Source organism: Spartinivicinus marinus (assembly GCF_026309355.1).
In the GTDB taxonomy this organism is placed as follows: Bacteria; Pseudomonadota; Gammaproteobacteria; order Pseudomonadales; family Zooshikellaceae; genus Spartinivicinus; species Spartinivicinus marinus.
Map to the genome: position 1 here is coordinate 4608112 of NZ_JAPJZK010000001.1, position 21180 is coordinate 4629291.

The 21180-nt window shown below is 40.3% G+C and carries 17 protein-coding genes; 9 read left to right on the plus strand and 8 right to left on the minus strand.

Translation table 11 applies throughout. From position 1 onward, the window contains the following. Window positions 1–45: 45 nt before the first annotated feature. From OQE68_RS20615 to OQE68_RS20620, 3 genes are all read right to left on the minus strand, one after another. Window positions 46–3153 carry an ATP-binding protein gene (locus OQE68_RS20615; protein ID WP_180569156.1) on the minus strand — a complete coding sequence of 1036 codons (3108 nt, stop codon included), beginning with the start codon at window positions 3151–3153 and terminating at the stop codon, window positions 46–48. Window positions 3154–3292: 139 nt separating this feature from the next. Further along, entirely contained in the window at window positions 3293–3613 is a 321-nt protein-coding gene (locus OQE68_RS30920; protein WP_180569183.1) for an ABC transporter substrate-binding protein, read from the minus strand. Continuing rightward, complete coding sequence (locus OQE68_RS20620) at window positions 3571–4320, minus strand: extracellular solute-binding protein (protein ID WP_180569155.1); 750 nt, start codon at window positions 4318–4320, stop codon at window positions 3571–3573. Before OQE68_RS20620 ends, OQE68_RS30920 begins: the two co-directional genes overlap by 43 nt. 583 nt (window positions 4321–4903) lie before the next feature. Between OQE68_RS20620 and OQE68_RS20625 the strand changes: the two genes are divergently transcribed. Further along, window positions 4904–5770, plus strand: a complete 867-nt coding sequence (locus OQE68_RS20625) for a DoxX family membrane protein (protein WP_180569154.1) — start codon at window positions 4904–4906, stop codon at window positions 5768–5770. A gap of 116 nt (window positions 5771–5886) precedes the next feature. Here OQE68_RS20625 and OQE68_RS20630 read toward each other — a convergent pair whose 3' ends face one another. Together OQE68_RS20630 and brnQ are read right to left on the minus strand one after the other, a co-directional pair. After that, window positions 5887–6141, minus strand: a complete 255-nt coding sequence (locus tag OQE68_RS20630) for a DUF3862 domain-containing protein (RefSeq protein ID WP_180569153.1) — start codon at window positions 6139–6141, stop codon at window positions 5887–5889. Window positions 6142–6271: 130 nt separating this feature from the next. Beyond that, the gene (gene brnQ, locus OQE68_RS20635) at window positions 6272–7612 is read right to left on the minus strand and encodes a branched-chain amino acid transport system II carrier protein (RefSeq protein WP_180569152.1); all 1341 of its coding nucleotides are present in this window, start codon (window positions 7610–7612) and stop codon (window positions 6272–6274) included. Between the two features lie 378 nt (window positions 7613–7990). Here brnQ and OQE68_RS20640 point away from each other — a divergent pair, with 378 nt between their 5' ends. From OQE68_RS20640 to OQE68_RS20665, 6 genes are all read left to right on the plus strand, one after another. Then, window positions 7991–9415 carry a cellulase family glycosylhydrolase gene (locus OQE68_RS20640; protein WP_180569151.1) on the plus strand — a complete coding sequence of 475 codons (1425 nt, stop codon included), beginning with the start codon at window positions 7991–7993 and terminating at the stop codon, window positions 9413–9415. Between the two features lie 235 nt (window positions 9416–9650). Further along, the gene (locus tag OQE68_RS20645) at window positions 9651–10709 is read left to right on the plus strand and encodes a bifunctional transcriptional activator/DNA repair enzyme AdaA (RefSeq protein ID WP_180569150.1); all 1059 of its coding nucleotides are present in this window, start codon (window positions 9651–9653) and stop codon (window positions 10707–10709) included. 1 nt (window position 10710) lies between these two features. Then, window positions 10711–11184 carry a nucleotidyltransferase domain-containing protein gene (locus OQE68_RS20650; protein WP_180569149.1) on the plus strand — a complete coding sequence of 158 codons (474 nt, stop codon included), beginning with the start codon at window positions 10711–10713 and terminating at the stop codon, window positions 11182–11184. 233 nt (window positions 11185–11417) lie between these two features. Beyond that, complete coding sequence (locus OQE68_RS20655; RefSeq protein WP_180569148.1) at window positions 11418–11987, plus strand: class I SAM-dependent methyltransferase; 570 nt, start codon at window positions 11418–11420, stop codon at window positions 11985–11987. A 74-nt stretch (window positions 11988–12061) separates the two neighbouring features. Then, on the plus strand, window positions 12062–12865 hold the full coding sequence (locus OQE68_RS20660) for a substrate-binding periplasmic protein (RefSeq protein ID WP_180569147.1): 804 nt from the start codon (window positions 12062–12064) through the stop codon (window positions 12863–12865). A gap of 158 nt (window positions 12866–13023) precedes the next feature. Then, on the plus strand, window positions 13024–13725 hold the full coding sequence (locus tag OQE68_RS20665; protein ID WP_180569146.1) for an SDR family oxidoreductase: 702 nt from the start codon (window positions 13024–13026) through the stop codon (window positions 13723–13725). A gap of 256 nt (window positions 13726–13981) precedes the next feature. On the opposite strand, the gene yfaE is transcribed toward OQE68_RS20665, so the two are convergent. The 3 genes from yfaE to nrdA form a co-directional block, all read right to left on the minus strand. After that, window positions 13982–14254: a class I ribonucleotide reductase maintenance protein YfaE gene (gene yfaE, locus OQE68_RS20670; protein WP_180569145.1), complete on the minus strand. Its 273-nt coding sequence runs from the start codon at window positions 14252–14254 to the stop codon at window positions 13982–13984. Between the two features lie 249 nt (window positions 14255–14503). After that, entirely contained in the window at window positions 14504–15634 is a 1131-nt protein-coding gene (gene nrdB / locus OQE68_RS20675; protein WP_180569144.1) for a class Ia ribonucleoside-diphosphate reductase subunit beta, read from the minus strand. Between the two features lie 74 nt (window positions 15635–15708). After that, on the minus strand, window positions 15709–17979 hold the full coding sequence (gene nrdA / locus OQE68_RS20680; protein WP_180569143.1) for a class 1a ribonucleoside-diphosphate reductase subunit alpha: 2271 nt from the start codon (window positions 17977–17979) through the stop codon (window positions 15709–15711). Between the two features lie 711 nt (window positions 17980–18690). Here nrdA and OQE68_RS20685 point away from each other — a divergent pair. Next, complete coding sequence (locus OQE68_RS20685; protein ID WP_180569142.1) at window positions 18691–19428, plus strand: response regulator; 738 nt, start codon at window positions 18691–18693, stop codon at window positions 19426–19428. Window positions 19429–19464: 36 nt separating this feature from the next. After that, on the plus strand, window positions 19465–21078 hold the full coding sequence (locus OQE68_RS30925; RefSeq protein WP_180569141.1) for an ATP-binding protein: 1614 nt from the start codon (window positions 19465–19467) through the stop codon (window positions 21076–21078). Window positions 21079–21180 lie beyond the last annotated feature (102 nt).

Sequence of the window (21180 nt, forward strand, 5' to 3'; positions counted from 1 at the left end):
CCTGCTTTAGTGGGTATATAATCACAGGGCGTAAGCCCTGTCGATTTAAGTAGTTAATACAGCGCCAGTGAATTTTTCGGGGTAGTGCTTTTTAAGGTCAGGTAAGTACTTTTTAGCAACAGGTACTTCTAAATCATCTTCAAGATAAATAGTTAATTTGTTACTACTTGCTGACTTTACTTTGTCAGGGTTGATTGCATAAGAACGATGAACCTGAAACAGTTGATTTTTTTCAATATAAAAAAGCACTTGTTTGAATGGAATACGCAGTATTTCTTCGGCTACTCGTTGGCCATTATGTTTAACAAGAATGCAATAATTTTTCTCAACTCTGATATATAGAATATCGTTAAGGCACGGCACAATATGTTTGTGAATAATAGCATTATCAGGACTTGAGCTGATGCGCCGAATTTGCTCTATACTTTTATGGGCTTGTAATACAATATTGCGAAGCCACTCTTCTGAAGAGGACTTAGGGAAAGTTGCCGCTAATGCATAAAAGCTAGAAACTTTGATATACATTGAAACTAAGTGGTTATTAATTTCATACAGCTCTATTTCTTTATCTAATGAAGGTGGATATTGAATCAACTGGTCTGTAGCAGAGGGTGTATTGTTGGTTACATTTCCTTCAAAAAAGGTTGCGGCTGCTTCTACTAAAGGATCACTGACAAGAAGCTCATAAGTGGCCTGAACCATTTCTTCATGGGATTTAAACTGGCTGATGTTATTTGAGAACTGATGTAGTTGTTTCATTGGTTTGCGATGAATTAATAGCTCCAGTTGGACTTTAACCCGTGCTAGTAATTCATCTTTGAAAAAGGGCTTGGTCAGGTAGTCATTTCCACCTACATTAAAGCCATAGATTAAGTCTCTTAACTGGTTACGAGCAGTCAGGAAGATAATAGGTAAATCATAACTGGTGTATTGTTCACGTAATACTTTACAAACTTCATAGCCATCCATTTGTGGCATCATAACATCTAATAGGATAAGGTCTGGCTTATTTTTTTGAACACTGTCAAGGGCTTCTTTACCTGAATAGGCAGGGATAACTTGGCAATTGCTATTGGCTAAATGGTTTAAAATAATGTCTAAGTTAATGGGTTCATCATCAACGGCTAGAATGACAAAATCTTTTTCTTTACCTTGATTTAATTGAGGTGGCTCAAGTACCTGACTGAACTCCACAGTAGGTTCTAGTGTTGGTTCCTGAAATTTGGGCGTTTCATGGCTAATGGGTAGTGTAAAAATAAAACTTGATCCTTTGGAGGGAACTGATTCTACTCGAATATTTCCACCATGGAGTTCTACTAAGTGCTTTGTAATCGCTAGGCCTAAACCTGTGCCGCTGTAACTACGATTTGCACTTGACTCCGACTGTTCAAAGGCATCAAAAATACGTTGTTGGTCATTGGGGTTAATACCAATACCAGTATCAATCACACTGACTTCAATAATATTTTGTTGTGATTGAGCGATGATTTGAATTTCACCTCTATCAGTGAATTTAATGGCATTACCAATCAGGTTTTGCAGTATTTGTTGAAGCCGGTGTTGGTCTGCATGTGCGCATATTGAGTCTGGTACTAAATTAACCAAGTTGACTGGTTTGTCACCAATTAAGGAAGCTGATATTGAAATATCTAAATCAACGATTTGACGTAGATTTAACGGTTGGGCTTTTAGTTGAATTTGTTTTTGTTTAAGTTTGGCTGCATCGAGAATATCATTGACTAAGTTTGATAATCGTCGACCACTATTGATGATATTATGTAAAGTCTTTGTATAACGTTGTGGTATTTGACCAACTAACGACTCAGTGAGTCCAATAATGCCATTTAAGGGGGTTTTTAATTCATGGGTAGTGTTTGCTAATAGATTATTTTTAAATTCATCAAGTTTTTTAAGCGCTATATTTTGCTGTTCAATTTCATGTATTTTATCGGCTACTGCCGTACGCATGATAGCAAAGCTATGAGCTAATCGGCCGATTTCATCTTGACGCTGGATATCAACTGCTTGTTGTAAATTGCCAGCAGCAATTTTTTCTGCAGCGCCTGTTAGGGTAAGAATAGGTTTTGCAATAGTGCTGGCAATGGTATAACCAATAAATATGATAGCAATGATTATTGCCAAGGCGATAAAGATAGCTAATAGTTGTAGCTGATTGATTGTTGCAAATGCTTCGTTGGTTGATACCTCTGCTATCAATGCCCAACGATAGCCAAAGACATCAATAGGTGTATAAGCACTCAGTACCTCATCCCCTAAATAGGAGGTTGTCACTAATATATTAGCTTCTCCTTTGAGTGCTGTTTGTACAGGCAATGTTGCTATTGGAGGGGGAGCAGGGTTATTGAGAGTTGATTTTATGGAATATTGGTGTGGTGCTCGATAACCTTCAGAGCGCATCAGTTGGTCAGGACCTACTAGATAGGTTTCACCTGTTTCGCCTAACCCAGATCGAGTTGACATAATATTGTTAATATGGCGAAAGGGTAGTTGAAAGATAATGACACCTTGAAACTTACCATATTCATAAAGTGGCATTGATATAAAAGCTGATATATTGGAGTTAATTTGATCAAAATCGGAAAAAAATACACTGCTACTCGTTGCACTGATATTTGCTACAGCATTTTTAACTTGTATAAACGCTTGGCCTAAACTACTGCTAGCATATTTGCCATTGGTAAGGTTGGTGCCAAAGCTTGCTTCTTTGAATACTGAATAGACGATATTACCACCACTAGTAACAAGGTAGAGGTTATCGAAGTGAAACTGATTAACAAATGTTTTTAAGAAAGGATGTATTTCCTCATGGGTATAGTCATAGTAATCGCGGTTAAATTGAATATCTGTTGGCTGGTCTTCACTTCCAATAACGTATAGTTTTTGTAGAATAGTATATGCATCTTGGCTATTGGTTGTTAAAGGCTTTATATCTTCTCTAAAATCAATCAAGTACTGGAGTACACGAGTATTAGTAGTGTTCATGTTTTCTTTATCACTACTACCAATGAAATACTGTGTTTGATTTTTTACCTGTTCGAAGTACTCAGTTAATTGCGATTTTTTTATGTCACGAAGTGATAGTAACTGGTTAAATGCTTGTTGCTCTAAGTTTTTTGTGAAGTAACTTAGCATTAGTAAGGATATAGCAATAAAAGGAATAATACCTATTACTAAGTAAGTGAATATTAGTTTGTTTTTTAAATTTATATTGTTGAAAACTTTATTGGCCATTTTTTAATTTCTATGGTTTTGTTTAAATTTGTAGATTTGTTTAATAATCGAGTTTGGCTTTGTTTGGGTTGGCTAATACTTCTTTTTTATATAGGTCGATAAGACGTTGTCGGTTTTTACCAGACCAAGCAAAGTTAAAGTTTATTAATTTGCGTTTATCGACTTTGGGCGCTTTGGAGAATTTTTGTACTTTTAAATTAACTGGAAATTGATAGTTAGTTTGGTTGAATAAAATTTGACCTTTTTCTGAGAGAATGAAATTAATAAAATGCTTTGCGGCGATTGGGTTTGGACCATTTTTGATGAGACTTAAACCACCTATTTCATAGCCAGTACCTTCTTTTGGTATGATTGCGTCAATATTTTTTCCGGGAACTTGTACTTTTCTTCAACGGCTTCGTGAAGAAAGGTAATTGTAATTCCCAGTTTGCCTAGAGAAGTGAGCCTGGTGTGTGAGTGAGTGTATCCAGCAAGGTTATGATAGAGACTTTTCAGATAACTAAATGCAGCATCTTCTCCCATCATTTGGACTAAAGTGGCGAGTGTAGTATAGGCTGTCCCTGAAACTAACGGACTTTTCATACCAATCAAACCGTGATAACGGTTTTCAAGTAGTGATTGCCAACTATTTGGGGCAGAAAGTTGCTTTGCTTTTAACACGTCATAATTGACAATAAATCCTAATACACCGGTGTAAAGACCTGTCACTCGATTATTACCTAAGGGGTCGCGAAACTCTGGATCAAGCTCATCAAAATTATTTGGGCGATAGGGCTCAGTTAAGCCGCTAAAAGCAGCCTGTGCATGTGCCCCTAGACTACCACCTACCCACACATCGGCTTTAGGACTTCGCCTTTCGCCTGTAATTCGTGCCAGAGTTGCTCCACTGCCAGATCTACCTAAAACATGTACTTTAATGCCAGTTGCCTTTCTAAAAGCTTTACTTGCTTGTTTACTAAAACTGGTAACAGAGTATACAACGACTATTTTTGTATTGTTTTTTGCAATCACTACTTGTGAAATAGCAACTAAAAGGCCAAGTAAGCCTAAGCGCTTGATTATATCCACTTTCATAACCTATGAGTCAGGACACTTTAAGATGGGAGTTAATTAATCCAAAATCAGTCAGAGGGGATAATAAAGCAAAACGTTGAAATTTTCTAAGTGACATGCTTTACCTATGAAAACGTGAATACTTACTTTTTTGAGAGCAAAATAAATTAACTTAATTATATTTTTTGTTTTTTCTTTCGTGAAAATAGTAGCTGATTCTGTAGTATGAGAAATATTTGCTGAGAATGTTGCACCAAAATAAGTCCTGAAAGCAGATGGTGATTAGTGATAAATAAATTATAACAATAAATGTCAATAATTTATTTATGCGTGCAAGGTTGCATTGTATGGGCAAACTATGTGTGTTGTTAGTACAAATAAATGCTTATGATGCATGGTGAAATTGTTTCCTTATTTTGTCCAGGGACTACTAGAGTCAGCCAGTGGCAGCCAGACTGGGGATAGTTGGTGTGTATATGTCATTAACAATGAATTGTGACTGGTATAACAGACGCTCTCCAAAGAATATTTTGAAAGGAATGGCTGGGCTTCTGGGTCTTTATAATCAGTAGAGATTTTTTTATGTGTAGAGTGACATATGTTACAGGCATTAATTGGGGGGCTTCAAACCAGATCGACTTATCAAGTTTCGGTAATGCGAACAGCCTTTATTCTTCGGCTAGGCTTGGGTGGTTGGTTGGTCGTTGAAGCGTTAATCAAGTTTTTAGGGTTATTGTCTCCCACCCAGTTTGCTGACATGCTTGGTTTCTATTTAGGTACAGCAGGTTATATTAATCAATTTTTTCAGTATTTTTTGTTCCAAAGCAGTTGGGGGCACTTGTTGACGCCTGCCAGTTTGCTAGCCCTGATGGCAATGGTTGAATTAGTTGTTGGTTGCAGTTTGATTGCTGGCTTGGCGGTAAAGTGGAATGCGATGCTGACATTTTTTATGTTGGTTTTTTATGTCATTGCTTTGCCTGTTATGACGATTCCTAATGTTCAGCTGGAAGTAGCGGTTTATACCGCACCAGCCCCACTTGTACAAATCCGCGAAGTGGCAATGGCAATCGCAGCCTTTGTTTTATATAAACTAGGGCCAGGGTTCTATAGTGTTAGCAATGAATTGAATGGCATCATTTCTGAAAAATACTGGTATGGGCTGTGGGGTAAATTACGTTATGCGTTAATTTTGCCACTAGTAGTGGCTGCGCTGTTTGGTGGCTTTGGTCATATACCAACCTTTGCTGCACCGGCTTTTTTATTAGCTGCACTGGGTGCTGCTTTAACCGTTGATTCGTTAAAAGTAGTGAGGTGGGCAGCTTGGCTGGCTGCGTTAGTTTTCTTTCATTATGCGTTGTTTATGATCGACTGGTCGGATAATTGGTTGAAAAATATTTATGCGGTTAGGCGAGAGTTTGGCTTAGTGTCAATCAGTGTAGCGCTAGCGTTGATTAAGCACCCTTGAGGCAGTACCTCAAAGAGTGCTTATGCTATTCCCATTGACTATCGGTTCACAACGATATGAGTAAAAACACTAAAAACCTTGGGTAGAAAATAAAACATTCTGATGCAGTGTTTGACTTAAAGCCCGGTATTGCTAAATAACACCACTTTGTCACTCACAAACTTCACATCAATTGACTTATTACCAGAAGACCATACACATTGTTTGGCGGTCAAAATAGCATCACACTTGGTCGGTTTGCCCAAAAATTGCTCTATTTCGCTGCTTTCCATACCCAGTTTAATTTTGTTGTAGTTTTCACTGGTCACTTTGCTGCAGCCTGTTATTAAAGCAAGTAGAGTAGCTAAGATAGAAACAGATAGATAACGCATACTCACAGTTTTCCTGTATCAGAAATGAAGTGCTGCTATTTTAGCCTGCTGGCTTGCTGTAGGCAAAGCAGTTATAGCAATAGGGGCTGTTAATTAAGACAGCCCTGACGTGTGGTGCTTAAGTGGGTACTTAAGATGTAGGCGCCAATCGACTATTAGCTGACAACTTGGATAGTGCTATTGCTGCTAGAAAGCCTGCGATACCTGGGATTAACCAAGTAAGCCCCTGACTGGCAAACGGCAGCTGCTGATACAAGTCGTAAACTGGTTTGATGGCTTCAATACCGGCAGCATTCAAACCATCAAATAAACTCACACAGAAAATAGCAAACAAGGTTAGGCTATTAACCAAGCGAGGATTTGCTAGCTGGTCACTGATAAAGCACAACAGTATTAAGCCAATAGCTACTGGATAAATGGCTAATAGTGCAGGAATAGCCAATGCCATCAATTGATTCAGACCAACATTAGCGACTAAGGCAGTAACGGCTGTACAAATTATCACAAAGGTACGGTATGAAATTTTTGGCCAGCATTTATGAAAGTACTCACCGCAAGAGGTCATCAACCCAACCGCAGTGGTGAAGCAGGCTAAAGATATCGCAATGGCCAAAATCACTTGCCCCCAGTGGCCATAAATTTGGTTGATATAGATACCAATCATTTGGGCGCCATTGATTTTCTCAGCTACTAAGCTATGACTGGTAGCACCCAGGTAAGACAGACTGATATACACCATCGACAAACCAGCTGCTGCAATAAAGCCAGCAGCCAGGGTGTACTTTGTTAGCTGCTTCGAGTCGGTAATGCCCCGTTGGCGCAAACTATTAATAATGATAATTCCAAATACCAGTGATGCTAAGGTATCTAAGGTTAAGTAACCTTCTGTAAAGCCTTTACTAAATGGCGAGCCTTCTATTTGAGTTGTTGATTGTAATTCACCTTGTGGGTTAAGGAAGGTACCCAGCGCAATCAGTACTAATACAACAACCAGTAAAGGGGTAATGACTTTACCAATTGAGTCCATCAGCCGGCCTGGAAATAGTGAAATTAACAACACAGCACTAAAGTAAACGATGGTGTACAACCACAAATATTGGTTTGGGTCTGCTGTTAACTCAGCGAATGGAAGGACACTCATCTCGTAAGCGACTACAGCAGTCCTTGGGGCAGCAAACAGAGGGCCAATTGATAAATAAATAACCACGCCAATAATGAAAGCAACTTTGGCTGGTAAATGCTGAGTAATGGTAGGTAAGCCACCATTCATTTTAGCGGTGGCAACAATACCTAATAGTGGCAATCCAACGCCTGTAAGCAAAAAGCCAATCATGACAGGTGTTAGTTCCGCACCTGCATCATAGCCTAAGCCTGGTGGTAATATTAAGTTACCCGCCCCAAGAAATAAGGCGAAGGTCATTAGCCCAATGGCAATAATATCAACTGTTTTTAAACTAGCGTTATGATTCATTAAAAACCTATCAGCGTGCAAAAATGTAATAGTTCAGCTGTAGGGTAATGAGGAATAGGGCTCCTACTGGGTAAGTAAGCACCAAGGTGTTAGGGCTGTTTTTGATAGTTACGCCCGTTACACCCAAAGCGAAGCGTATGCGCTTCACTCTGGCTACATAAATGCTGCATGCTGATGTCTTTTGGACAGAAAACACCCAAAAATTAGCTTATTTCTCAGGTGTTTTTAATAGCGTTGCCCACATTACCTGCCAATTGCTGAAATTAAGGGCGGCATTATAATGAACTATACGTAGATGAGTAACAATGTTTCGGTAAATACTTATATTGTGGTTTAAAAAACATCCAATAAAGTAAAAATAATAAAAAAGGACTACCTATGACTGACTCTGTAAAGGATTTATTACGGTCTTTTCATTGGCTGATATTGATGGCCATGGTTTTAGTGGTGGCCGGTTGTAAAATCAAACCCGATCAATCTCGTTATATTACAGACCCCCACGGGCGCTCTCTAGTGTTGCATGGGCTAAATACCAGCAGCAGTGCTAAGTCTGCACCCAATCGACTGCCTTGGATTGAGGAAAAAGATGTAGCAAGGGCCGCTAATAATTGGGGATTTAATTTTGTACGGTTTTTAATCTTTTGGGATCGCCTAGAGCCTGCACCAGGTGTTTATGACCAACAATATTTAGCTGAAATAGCAGAAAGGGTACGTTGGTATGCCAAGCACAATATGTATGTACTGCTGGATATGCATCAGGATTTGTATGCGTTACAGTTTGGTGGTGATGGTGCGCCTGATTGGGCAACCGTGACTGATGGCTTACCTGTAGCTGTTCGTTCTCCTTGGTGGTTAACTTATCTAGAACTGGGCGTCACCCGAGCGTTTGATAATTTCTGGGATGGTTCAGGTAGCCATAGTTATTTACAACAACACTATGCCAATGCCTGGCAGCAGGTCGCTAAATACTTTAAAGACAGCCCAAATGTGATTGGCTATGACCTGATGAATGAGCCTTATGGGGGCAGTTCTCTATGGCCATTGTTTGAGCCACTCAAATTAAAACCTTTTTATGATCGAGTCATCAGCAGAATTCGGGCAGTGGATAATGACACCTGGTTATTTATTGAGCCCCAGGCATTTGGAGTTAACTTTGGCGTGGCTTCTACGTTAGGTGTCATTGATGACCCAAGACAAGGCAATTCGCGTATAGTTTATGCACCACACTTTTATCCTGTTTTGGTTCATGAAGGCGCGGCTTATAAAGGTAATGTACTAGCATTTAAATCCTGGCCCGATGCACGGGTTAAAGAGTTGAATAAAATGAAAGTGCCTTTGGTGGTAGGTGAGTTTGGAATTAGTCCTAACCAGGAAGGCGCCTTACGTTTTGTAAATGATGTAACCACTATGGCAGACCATATGGGGGCCAGCTGGGCATTTTGGTCAAATGATCCAGGCTCATGGGCACCTACAGATGGAGAAGGTAAAGAAACCGTATTAGTGGATGGTCTAGTGAGGGTATATCCCAGAGCGGTAGCCGGACAAATCGTAAGCTTTTTATACGAGCCTAATAAAAAAGAATTTACCCTAACCTTTAACCACAATCCTCAAATAACTGCACCAACAGAAATTTATATTCCCGCACGCCGTCATTTTCCCAATGGTTGGCAAATTGAAGTTAAGCAAGGTATGAGTCAATATATGACGACGGATTGGGATGCAGTCAGAGAAGTACTAAAGGTGTCGTTTGAAAGTTATCAACTACCCAGGCAAATTACGTTGAAAATTAAGACTGCTGGTTGAGCTTGATGAGTTGAGGCTGATTGGGTATTTCAATTGGTACAGCTAATGAAATATCTGATCAGTTCTCCTCGAACCCTCCATGATGAAGTAAGTTGTCTTAAAAGCCAGTAGATACTGCGATACCCAAAAATACTTGTTCAGTTTTCGGTTGTCGGTTGATAGCCATATTGGCTACTGTATAGCTAAGAGAATATGGCCTCGGCTTGTGGGCTATATGGATGTAAAGGTTATATACATGCTAGTGACAGATCAGAAAACAATAAGTAACTACTACCAAGCGCTATTAGATAGAGAACCAAGCTATGTAGGTATATTTTATGTGGGGGTGAAAACCACATCCATATTTTGTATTTCAACCTGCCGAGCGCGTAAACCCAAGCTAGAAAATGTTGAATTTTTCACCACCTTAAAAGAAGCTTTGGATGCAGGCTATCGGCCTTGTAAAGTTTGTAAGCCTGCCGAAAATGCTAATGAGGCACCAGAGCTAGTAGAAAAAGCAATCAATCTGGTGAAGGATAACCCCAAGGAAAAAATTACAGACTGGCAGCTGCGAGAACATCAAATCAGCCCTGAGCTAGTGAGAAGGTGGTTTAAAAAAAATTATGGGATGACGTTTCAGGCCTACCAACGGATGTACCGAATCAATAATGCGCTTCAAGAATTAAAAGATGGCAAGACAGCCACGGAAACAGCCTTTGGTACAGGGTATGAGTCACTCAGCGGTTTTGGTTATACTTATAAAAAATTTGTTGGCAAATCACCCAAAAATAGTACTGAACAGTCCATTATTTTAATTAGTCGATTGACCACACCATTAGGTCCTATGTTTGTTTGTGCTACTGATAAAGGCGTTTGTTTGCTGGAGTTTGTAGACAGACGCATGTTAGAAACCGAATTTAAAGATTTACAACTGCGACTAAAAGCTAAAATCATTGCTGGTGAAAATCAACATATTAAACAGACTAAACAAGAAATAGCCGAGTACTTTGCAAATGAACGCACAGCCTTTACTGTTACACTACACACGCCAGGCACTGATTTTCAAAACAGCGTTTGGGAATGTTTAAAAACAATACCCTATGGCCAAATTTGTTCCTATCAACAGCAAGCAGAAAAAATAAATAAACCTAAAGCGGTAAGAGCCGTTGCAACCGCTAACGGCTGTAACCGAATAGCAATCATCATCCCCTGTCATCGTGTCATTGGCAAAAATGGTAAACTGGTAGGGTATGCAGGTGGGCTAGAGAGAAAGCGTTGGTTATTAGAGCATGAGCGGAAAAGCCTGAATTTATAAAATGAATAGTATTGAGCTTCTTACCGTAGTACATCAATACTTGTTAGCAAAAGGTATTGATAATTGGGTTTTTGGCGGATGGGCAGAGGAACTGTATCAATTAAGAGAGCCTGGCTGGCATAGTGATATTGATCTATTGGTAAGAGACCATTGTTTTACTTATGTAGATAATTTGCTTGAGTCTGACGGTACGCTTGTAGATATTCCTGAAAAACGTTTCTCGCATAAACGAGCTTTTGAATACCACTCTATTAGAGTCGAACTATTTCTTGTTGATCCTGTTACATTAACGACCAACTTCTTTGCTGATTGTCATTTATTTAAATGGCCAGTTGATACTTTTCATAATACATTGAAGTTTCCTGGCCTCGGTATCTGTAGTAAAACGGCGTTACAAGCATACCGTGAGGTTCACAAGAAAATTGTTGCCAAGCGAAAGCTACAGTTAATGGAGTTTGAAAATGAAAGTAATTGACATCACTGCTTTAGGGTTGCGGTTGGTAGTTTTTTTATGATTATGACTTTTATCGTATTTATAATATATGGCCTGCTAGCGAACCGTATTCGTCACTATATTATTCACGCTGAAAAAGTGAATATGTTGATTCAGAAAGGTTTTGCTGGAAGCTTCGCAGCATTAGGGATGAAATTGGCATTTACTGAAAACAAATAATTGCGTAGTTAAAAACTTATTTAGAAGATTGCTAAATGCATAAAAAAATATCAGATGAATACAGGTCAAAAGGAATCGCTGGCTTTTACAAAAATGAAGGTGAGCTTTATAGAAACCCCCATGAGCCACTACTTGAAAGTTTATTGAAGCAGTCGCTTGATAGAAAACCAATGGGCCAGGGCTGTGTTCTCGACTTAGCTTGTGGTAGTGGTGAAATTACAATAATACTGGAGAAGCATGGTTTTACTAATATAGATGCCATTGACCCTTACACATATAAAGCTTATAAAAGGCGCACCGGCAGGGATGCTGAAAAATTTAGCTTTGAAGATATTGCTGAAGGATGTATAGCTAACAAGCAATATGAGCTAGTTATATGCAGCTTTGCTATGCATCTTGTGAATGAGTCTTGGCTGCCAAGAGTTTGTTTTAACTTAAGCCTTATTGCTAATCACTTAATCATACTTACCCCCCATAAGCGACCGAAAATCCAAATGGATTGGGGATGGGTATTGGATTTCGAGCTGCTAGAAAACAGAGTTAGAGCTAGGTCTTATCGTTCGTTATACCGTCAGGAAGTAGCGATGCAAGGCTTGCTCCGATAGCCTGCTATAGAGCCCCTTCATGGTAATTTCGCAGATTTTAACCTAGTCTACATAATGATTGGAGGCGGTTAATTATGAAAACCTTGAGAGCATTTTTAACTTTATCAGCTTGTATACTGATTAATTCTGTTTGTGCAGAGGTTCGCCCGTTGCATATTGTTGGTGAGTCATTTCCCCCTTATGAGTTTGAATACGAGGGTAGGGTTGTTGGTATTGATATAGATATTATTAAGCATATATTTGATAAGTTTGGGGTTGAATATACTGTTAGGTTAATGCCGTGGAAAAGAGCATGGCATGAAGTTGAAAATGCTAGAGTCGATGCAATTCTTGGTGCCTCACGTAAAAAAGTTAGAGAGCCGTTTGTGTACTACCCTCAAGAAGATATGTGGAAAAGTAGTTATATATTTTTTTCTAGAGGAAAAATGAGTAAACCGGTTGAAATTGACTATGATACGCCGCTAAAAAATTTAAATACAATTGGAGTTGTAAGAGGTTATTCTTACCATGACTCATTTTGGCAAAAGTACCCAAATAGAAATGATGGTACTTTGAATCCGCTGCTAGAAGAAGCAACAGATGTCCAACAGAGTTTTTTGAAACTAGCTAATGGAAGGATAGACTTATTTATTATTGATAAAACAGTAGGCCATTTTGTTGTTAATGATTTGAAACTCAGGCATAAAGTAACATATTCAACGAAAACCTTATTTGAAAAAGGGTATACTATGCCATTTGTGAAAAGGTCAAATTATCCAAATATTCGTGCTTTGTCAGTTGCTTTTAATGCAGAATTGTCACAAATGAAAGTCTCAGGGCTATATGATGATATAGTCAATAAATGGATGAATTGTGAAAAGATTATTGACTGTATTTGATAACTACTATAAATAAGGGGCTTAATTTATAATACTTTGATTATAGTAGTTTGAAGTGCGTCGACTTTAGAATTAATGGTAGACCTAGCTATGACTAGTTCATAAAATAAACCGTTCGCTAGATCAGTTGAAAGGTTTATATAAAGGGTACCTCTAATATGGAAAATAATTATACCGTTTTAATCACAGGCGCAAATCGTGGTTTGGGGCTGGAAGCTGTCAAACAATACAGCGAAGCTGGCTGGCAGGTGATCGCAACCTGTCGTGCACCAGACTCAGCAATAGAACTGAATCAGCTGGCAAAGGCGAGCCAGTCAGTCAGTGTTTATCAACTGGATATGAATGACCTTAAGTCGATGACTTTATTGGCTCAACAGCTTGATCAGCAGGCCGTTGATTTGCTCTGGTGCAATGCTGGTGTTTATGGCCCTAAGGGAGTTGGTTTGGGAGAAATTACCGCTGATGTCTGGATGGACACGTTAAAAGTTAATACGGTTGCTCCTTTGTTATTGGTACAACAGTTTTTGCCTCATATCCGTCGTAGCCAACAGAAAACCATTGCGTTAATGACTAGTAAAATGGGTAGTATGGGAGATAATACCAGCGGAGGCAGTTATATTTACCGAAGCTCTAAAGCAGGGTTGAATGCGGTTGGCAAAAGCTTAGCAGAAGACCTACACAGTGAAAGTATTAAGGTAGTATTGTTGCATCCAGGTTGGGTAAAAACAGATATGGGAGGCCCTAGTGGGTTGATTGATGTCACTACTTCAATTAAGGGGTTGCGTCAGGTGGTTGAACTATTAACTCTGGAAAATAGTGGCTCATTTTATGCCTATGATGGCCAGGAAATTCCTTGGTAGTCGTTAATAGGGGTATTAGGTAGTAAAATACAATCATAGTGCTTTTTACCTATTAAAGCACTTCAATAAATAAGCGTTACATTTAGCATACGATTATTGTTGTATTTTACGTTTTTTACTAAATACAACATAAAGGCACTTAATATCCTAAGGAATGTAGCGTATGTTTTAGTCTTGACTGCGGCGTCAGCTGTGCATGCTGAAAATAACTCGGAACCTGTAGATACTAACCTGGTTGAGAAATTGATTGAGGTTATCAAATTCGCTTAACTGGGTAGGGCAGTTCAATAGTGATATCAGATGTTGGCTTAGCACAGCAGGCGAGAATGCGCCCTTTGGGGGTAAATGCAATAGGCTCTTCAGTGTATTCGATTTTGCCATCAATTAGTTCTACCTGGCAGGCTCCACAATAACCTTGGCGGCATTGATATTCCGTTACCAACTGTTGGGCTTCCATCGCTTCCAGCAAAGTATGCTCATCACGGGGAATAAAGCTGAAGCCGTCAATTATTTTAATAATATTTGCCATATTTATCCTTCGCGAATGACCTTTAGGCTTTGTTATCTTCGTTCTTGACCACCATGGAAGGTGGAAATTCAGTTAAAGCATGGAGCGTTTAACTGTCATCCCAGTCACTTAGTTTTACCTAAGCTCCTGGGGGCAAGTCTGCTACTGGAACTCATCACTTGATGGCCTCGCCTAAATGCCCTTCGCTTTGGCTATATTTTATTGCGAGGCTTGTGTCAGCCTTTTTGTCTGGCACAAGGTTTTAGTGGATTAGAGGTCAAAGTCAGTAAATTCCGAGGTATCTACCTGGCTATCGATAGCACCTACCAAATAAGAACTGATTTCTGCCTCTTGGGGAGCAACCTGTACATTGTCACTTACTAGCCACGCATTCATCCAGGGTAGCGGATTATTTTTAGTTTCAAAGGGGGCAGTAAAGCCAATCGCCAGCATTCGTTGGTTGGTTATATACTCCACGTACTGTGCCAGAATATCTTTGTTTAACCCGATCATTGAGCCATCTTTGAAGAGGTATTCTGCCCACTCTTTTTCTTGTTCAGCCGCTTCAATGAAAATTCGATGTGCTTCTTCACGGCATTCTTTAGCTACTTCGGCCATTTCTGGGTCATCCTCACCGCTAGCCATCAGTTGCAGCATATGCTGAGTACCCGTCAAGTGAAGGGCTTCATCCCGGGCGATCAGTTTGATGATTTTTGCATTGCCTTCCATAGTTGCACGCTCTGCAAAGGCAAAACTGCAGGCAAAACTAACATAAAAGCGAATGGCTTCTAACACATTAACCGATACCAAGGTTAAATACAGCTTCCGTTTTAGATCACGTAGGCTGATGGTAATGGTTTCGTTGCCTATTTTGTGGGTGCCAGTGCCGAGGGTATGATATAAATTGATACCTTCAATCAGTTCATCGTAATACTGAGTAATTGCAATTGCCCGTTTTTGAATCGCTTGGTTGGTGACAATATCATCAAACACCTCACTGGGTTGGCTCATGATATTACGAATAATATGGGTATAGCTGCGGCTATGAATGGTTTCACTAAAGGCCCAGGTTTCGATCCAGGTTTCTAACTCTGGTAACGAAACAATAGGTAGTAAAGCCACGTTTGGTGATCGCCCTTGAATAGAGTCCAGCAGGGTCTGGTATTTCAGGTTGCTAATAAAAATATGCTTTTCATGCTCTGGCAAGTCAACGAAATCGCGTCTGTCGGTAGATAGGTCAACTTCTTCTGGACGCCAGAAAAAAGACAGTTGTTTCTCGATCAGTTTTTCAAATATTGGATATCTTTGAATATCATAACGAGCAATATTGACAAGCTGACCAAAAAACATTGGCTGGCTTGTAGAAGAAAAGTGTTCACGGTTGAATGTGGTGTAGCTCATGGTTGCAATATCGGCTCAGATTGGTGTTCAGGCTAATAATTGGCCCTGTTGCCAGGGCCTCTAGCATTTGTGTGCTAGATTTTGCATGCGCCTCCCGCGCAACCGTCATCCAAATCATTTTGGGTATCTTCAGCCCCATCACGGGTATTGTGATAATAAAGCGTTTTGACTCCTAGCTTATAAGCACTTAATAAGTCTTGAATCATAAGCTTCATTGGCACTTTGCCATCAGCAAATTTGCTGGGATCATAATTAGTATTGGCTGAAATCGTTTGATCAACAAACTTTTGCATAATGCCAACCAACTGTAAGTACCCTTGATTCGATGGGATTTGCCAGAGTAACTCATATTTTTCTTTGAGTTGCTCAAACTCCGGTACAACTTGCTTTAGGATACCATCTTTACTGGCTTTAATGCTGATATAGCCACGTGGTGGCTCAATACCATTAGTGGCATTGCTAATTTGTGATGAGGTTTCTGATGGCATTAGAGCACTTAAGGTGCTGTTACGTAAGCCGTATTGTTTAATATCGGTACGTAATGTTTCCCAGTCGTAATGGAGTGGCTCTTGGCATACCTCATCGAGATCTTTTTTATAGGTATCGATTGGTAAAATACCTTCAGCATAGGTGGTTTCGTTAAACTTATTACAGGCGCCTTGTTCTTGAGCTAGATTATTAGAGGCCTTCAATAAGTAATATTGAATAGCTTCAAAAGTGCGATGGGTTAGGTTATTGGCTGAACCATCAGAATATTTGGCACCATGCTTTGCCAAATAATAAGCATAGTTAATGACGCCAACACCTAATGTACGACGATTGTCGCTAGAGTTTTGTGCCGCTGGGATTGGGTAATGCTGATAGCTGAGCAAGCTGTCTAAAGCACGTACAATCAGGTCTGCCAGGCCTTCTAGCTCATCTAAATCGGTGAGGGCACCTAAGTTAAATGCAGCAAGTGTACACAGGGCTATCTCGCCATTGGGGTCATCAAAGCGGTTAAGTGGCTTGGTAGGTAAGGCAATTTCAAGACACAAGTTGCTTTGTTTAATGGGTGCAACATCGGCTTTAAAAGGGCTGTGGGTGTTGCAGTGATCAACGTTTTGCAAATAAACCCGCCCAGTGCTGGCGCGCTCTTGTAAAAATAAGCTGAACAGCTCAACCGCTTTGACTTGCTTTTTGCGGATGGCTGGGTCTTGTTCATACTGCACATAAAGGGCTTCGAATGTTTCCTGATTGGCAAAAAAAGCATCGTATAAACCAGGTACATCTGAAGGGCTGAACAAGGTGATATGCTCGCCTTTAATTAAACGTTGATACATCAGTTTATTAAACTGAACACCGTAATCAAGATGGCGTACCCGGTTTTCTTCAACACCGCGGTTATTTTTTAACACCAACAATGACTCAACTTCTAAGTGCCAGATAGGATAAAACAGAGTGGCTGCACCGCCACGAACACCACCTTGTGAGCAGCTTTTAACCGCTGTTTGAAAGTGCTTGTAAAAAGGAATACAACCGGTGTGGAAGGCTTCGCCATTCCGAATTGGGCTACCCAAGGCACGGATTCGACCAGCGCCAATGCCAATACCTGCACGTTGGCTGACATATTTAACAATGGCACTTGAGGTAGCATTAATGGAATCTAATGAGTCATCGCACTCAATCAGCACACAAGAACTGAACTGGCGGGTAGGTGTTCTAACCCCTGCCATAATAGGCGTTGGCAGTGATAATTTAAATTGTGAAACGGCATCATAAAACTGTTGTATATAATTTAATCGCTGCTCTTTAGGGTATTTTGCAAACAAGCAGGCAGCAATTAAAACATACAAAAACTGTGGGCTTTCATAATATTCACCAGTGACTCGGTTTTGCACCAAGTATTTACCTTCCAACTGCTTAACAGCAGCATAACAAAAGTTCATGTCTCGCTGGTGGTCGATAAAGCGATCCATTTGGGTAAAGTCAGCTTCGGTATAATCTTCCAGCAAATGGCGGTCATATTTACCCAGCTCAACTAAACGACACACGTGGTTATACAGTGCAGGTGGTTCAAATTGGCCATAGGCTTTTTTACGCAGATGGTAAATAGCCAGACGTGCAGCTAGATACTGGTAATCAGGGGTATCAGTTGAAATTAAGTCAGCAGCCGATTTAATGATGGTTTCATGGATATCGGCGGTCTTGATACCATCGAAAAACTGAATATGTGACTTTAGCTCTACCTGAGAAACAGAGACATTATTAAGGCCTTCTGCTGCCCATGTAATCACCCGGTGGATTTTTTCCAGATCGATAGGTTCGGTTCGCCCATCGCGCTTAGTAACCATCAGGTTTTTATTCATGTAGTGGATACCTACCAAATGTTGAGTAAAAAATCAAACAAGCCTACCTACACCGATAATAGATGTTAGTAAAGGTTGTTTTTTGTACAAAAGTTGTTTGTGCTTACAGCGAGACACCTTAAGAAGGTGTTAACTGCCTCATTGAATAACTGCTGGTATCGGGCTATGGAAAAAAATTCACTTTGCACTTGAAATTGCTCATTCATGATGCTAGAGCTCGAAAAAATAAGCAGTACTATATGTGGTATTGAAAGTCCAAAGCGGCACAAGATAATGCGGTTTCTAATTTATTGCAAGTAGTAATTCTCTATGGGAAACGTTGAAAAATATATGACAAAACAATTGGTTAGCAAGTACTAACGATAAGTCGTTTTTACTCAGATAGTTAGCGGTTTTGCAAGAATAATTTAACAACTGTTTTGTTTAAAAAAAATACAACGTCAGCCGCCTTTGTGTCTACTTACTGCACAGATTAATGATCTTATTAAATACTATAGCCAAAGAATAACAGCTGGGTGAATTATCCAGGCTAGATAATATTGTCTATCCTGTTACATGATTGATACAGTAACCATTACAGGCGAACGGTATGATCGGTGCTGGCTTACTTTGACAGCATTATACTGTAAGCTTTCGTATTAACACATTGCATTGTCTAACAAGTAGCATCGACTAATAACACAAGTAGTACCAACTGAGAAGAGTAGTGTAGTGGAACGTTCAGATAACGATCGAATTCTTATTGTAGAGGATGACGAACGATTAGCCGCTTTAACCAAAGACTATCTTGAAAGCAATGGTTTAAAAGTAAGCATTGAAGCGGATGGTGGTAAAGCGGTAGAAAGAATTCGTAACGAGCAGCCGGATCTTGTGGTACTCGATTTAATGCTGCCAGGCGAAGATGGTGTCTCCATTTGTCGTCGAGTAAGAAATGATTATCATGGCCCTATTTTAATGTTAACGGCACGTACCGATGACCTGGATCAGGTGTTAGGTTTAGAAATGGGCGCTGATGATTATGTATCCAAACCTGCCAGGCCCAGAATATTATTGGCACGTATCCGTGCCTTACTTCGTCGCAGTGTTCCAACCCCTTCTGTTGAACCTGTCAAGCCAGTGGATAGCCAGGCCCGTTTGGTGTTTGGTGAGCTGGTGATTGATAATGCCATGCGTGAAGCCTGGTTAGCAGGCGAAAGCATTGACTTAACCAGTGCAGAGTTTGACTTATTATGGTTATTGGCTAGTCATGCAGGCCGTATATTAAGTCGAGAAGAGATATTTTCTTCATTACGCGGCATTGAATATGATGGCCAAGATCGGTCCATTGATGTCCGTGTTTCTCGGATTCGTCCCAAAATAGGTGATGATCCGATGCATCCTCGGTTAATTAAAACTGTGCGCAGCAGAGGCTATCTATTTGTCAAAGACAAAGAAGCCAATGGCAAATAGTCTTCATGATTTGATGAAATAGTCAGGCTGGTTACCGTGACGAGTATTTTCTTAAGGATATATGGAGGCCTGCTGTTTACGCTGGTATTAGTTGCGCTGCTATCTGGTTTGGCCGTTACCATTATTAATAGTGTGCGGGTTCAGGAGTATCGGGCCGAAATGGCCAGAGGCACCTTTCGCTTAGTCGCAATGCAACTAAAAAATAAACAGGACCCCTTGCAGGTGCTGCTATTACAACAAGCTGAACATTTATTAGGCATTCCACTGGAGTTAGTCAAGCAGCCTGATGTAGTTGAAATCAATAAAGAAGATATACAACTATTGAAGTCAGGGGATGTTAAGGTTATTCCTCTGGCTGAAAAACAAGCACATATATATGCTTGGATTCAACCAGGACTCCTCCTCCGAGGAACGGTTTCTTCCATTTCGGAGCAACTGGCCTATGGTACTTTGATGCTAATTAAGCAGCACTTAATTAGCTTTCCCAGCCCCAATCGAGAAGAGCAACTACAACAGTTGAAGGATGCTTTTAGTTACCCTTTGCATATGCTGAAAACAGCAGAGATAGGCTTATCAGCACAGCACCAACAGCGCTTACGCGATGGCCATATGGTGATGATATTAGGTCCAGAAGGTCAGTCAATTAAGCTGTATGTTGGGCTTGAAGGGGGCAATTTAATCGGCATTGATGAAGATCAGAAAGTATTAGCCGTTGGTCCAGTATGGTTTTTAGAACTATACCCCCTGAGCTTAATGATTACTATTGTATTATTTGTGCTCACCTCCATTAGCTTAGCCATTTATATTTTAGTCAGAGGGCTTGAACAGCGACTAAAAAAAATGGAACAGGCTGCCACCAATATCTCTCGTGGTAATTTAGATGCCAGAGTGAGGGTGAGGGGCTCTGATTCTGTTGGCCGTTTAGCCATGGCATTTAATGGCATGGCCAGCCATATACAACGATTGTTAAGTATCCAAAAAGAGATGATTCGTGGGGTATCCCATGAGTTAAGAACCCCTGTTGCGCGGTTGCGTTTTGGCTTAGAAATGGTGGCCGATGCCACTTCCAAAGCAGAACAGCAAAAACAGCTAGATGGTATGGATAAAGATATTCAAGAGTTGGATCACCTGGTAGATGAAATTTTAACCTATGCCAGTTTGGAGCAAGGTGCCCCTGTTATTCATTTTAAGCGGGTGGATATTGACACTATTCTAGAGCAGGTAGTCAATGAACAGTCCCATATAAACCCATCAATTGTGATAGCTTTTCAACCCAGTCAATTATCTGAGCATCGCCGTAAAGCGGATGTTGAACGCCGCTATATGCACCGAGCAGTACAAAACCTGGTGGCGAATGCCTGTCGATATGCTAACCAACAAGTACTCGTCAGCTTTTCAGTGAATGCCGAAACCTGTCGTGTTGATGTAGAAGATGACGGACCAGGTATTCCCAAAACAGAATGGGACCGAGTATTCACCCCATTTGCTCGACTAGACGACAGTCGCACCCGCGCCTCTGGTGGTTATGGTTTAGGCTTATCCATCGTACGACGAATTATGTATTGGCATAATGGCACCGCACAAGTTGATCACAGTAGTTTGGGTGGGGCAAAGTTTAGCCTGGTGTGGCCAAAGCGGAAGGGGAGTTAGTGGATAGTATTTCAACAGTCATCAGTTGCTTTATAATTTTATATGGTCAAACTGCTGTTAAGTGCTGACCTTAATTCTGTATTTTCGCTTATCTATCGTATA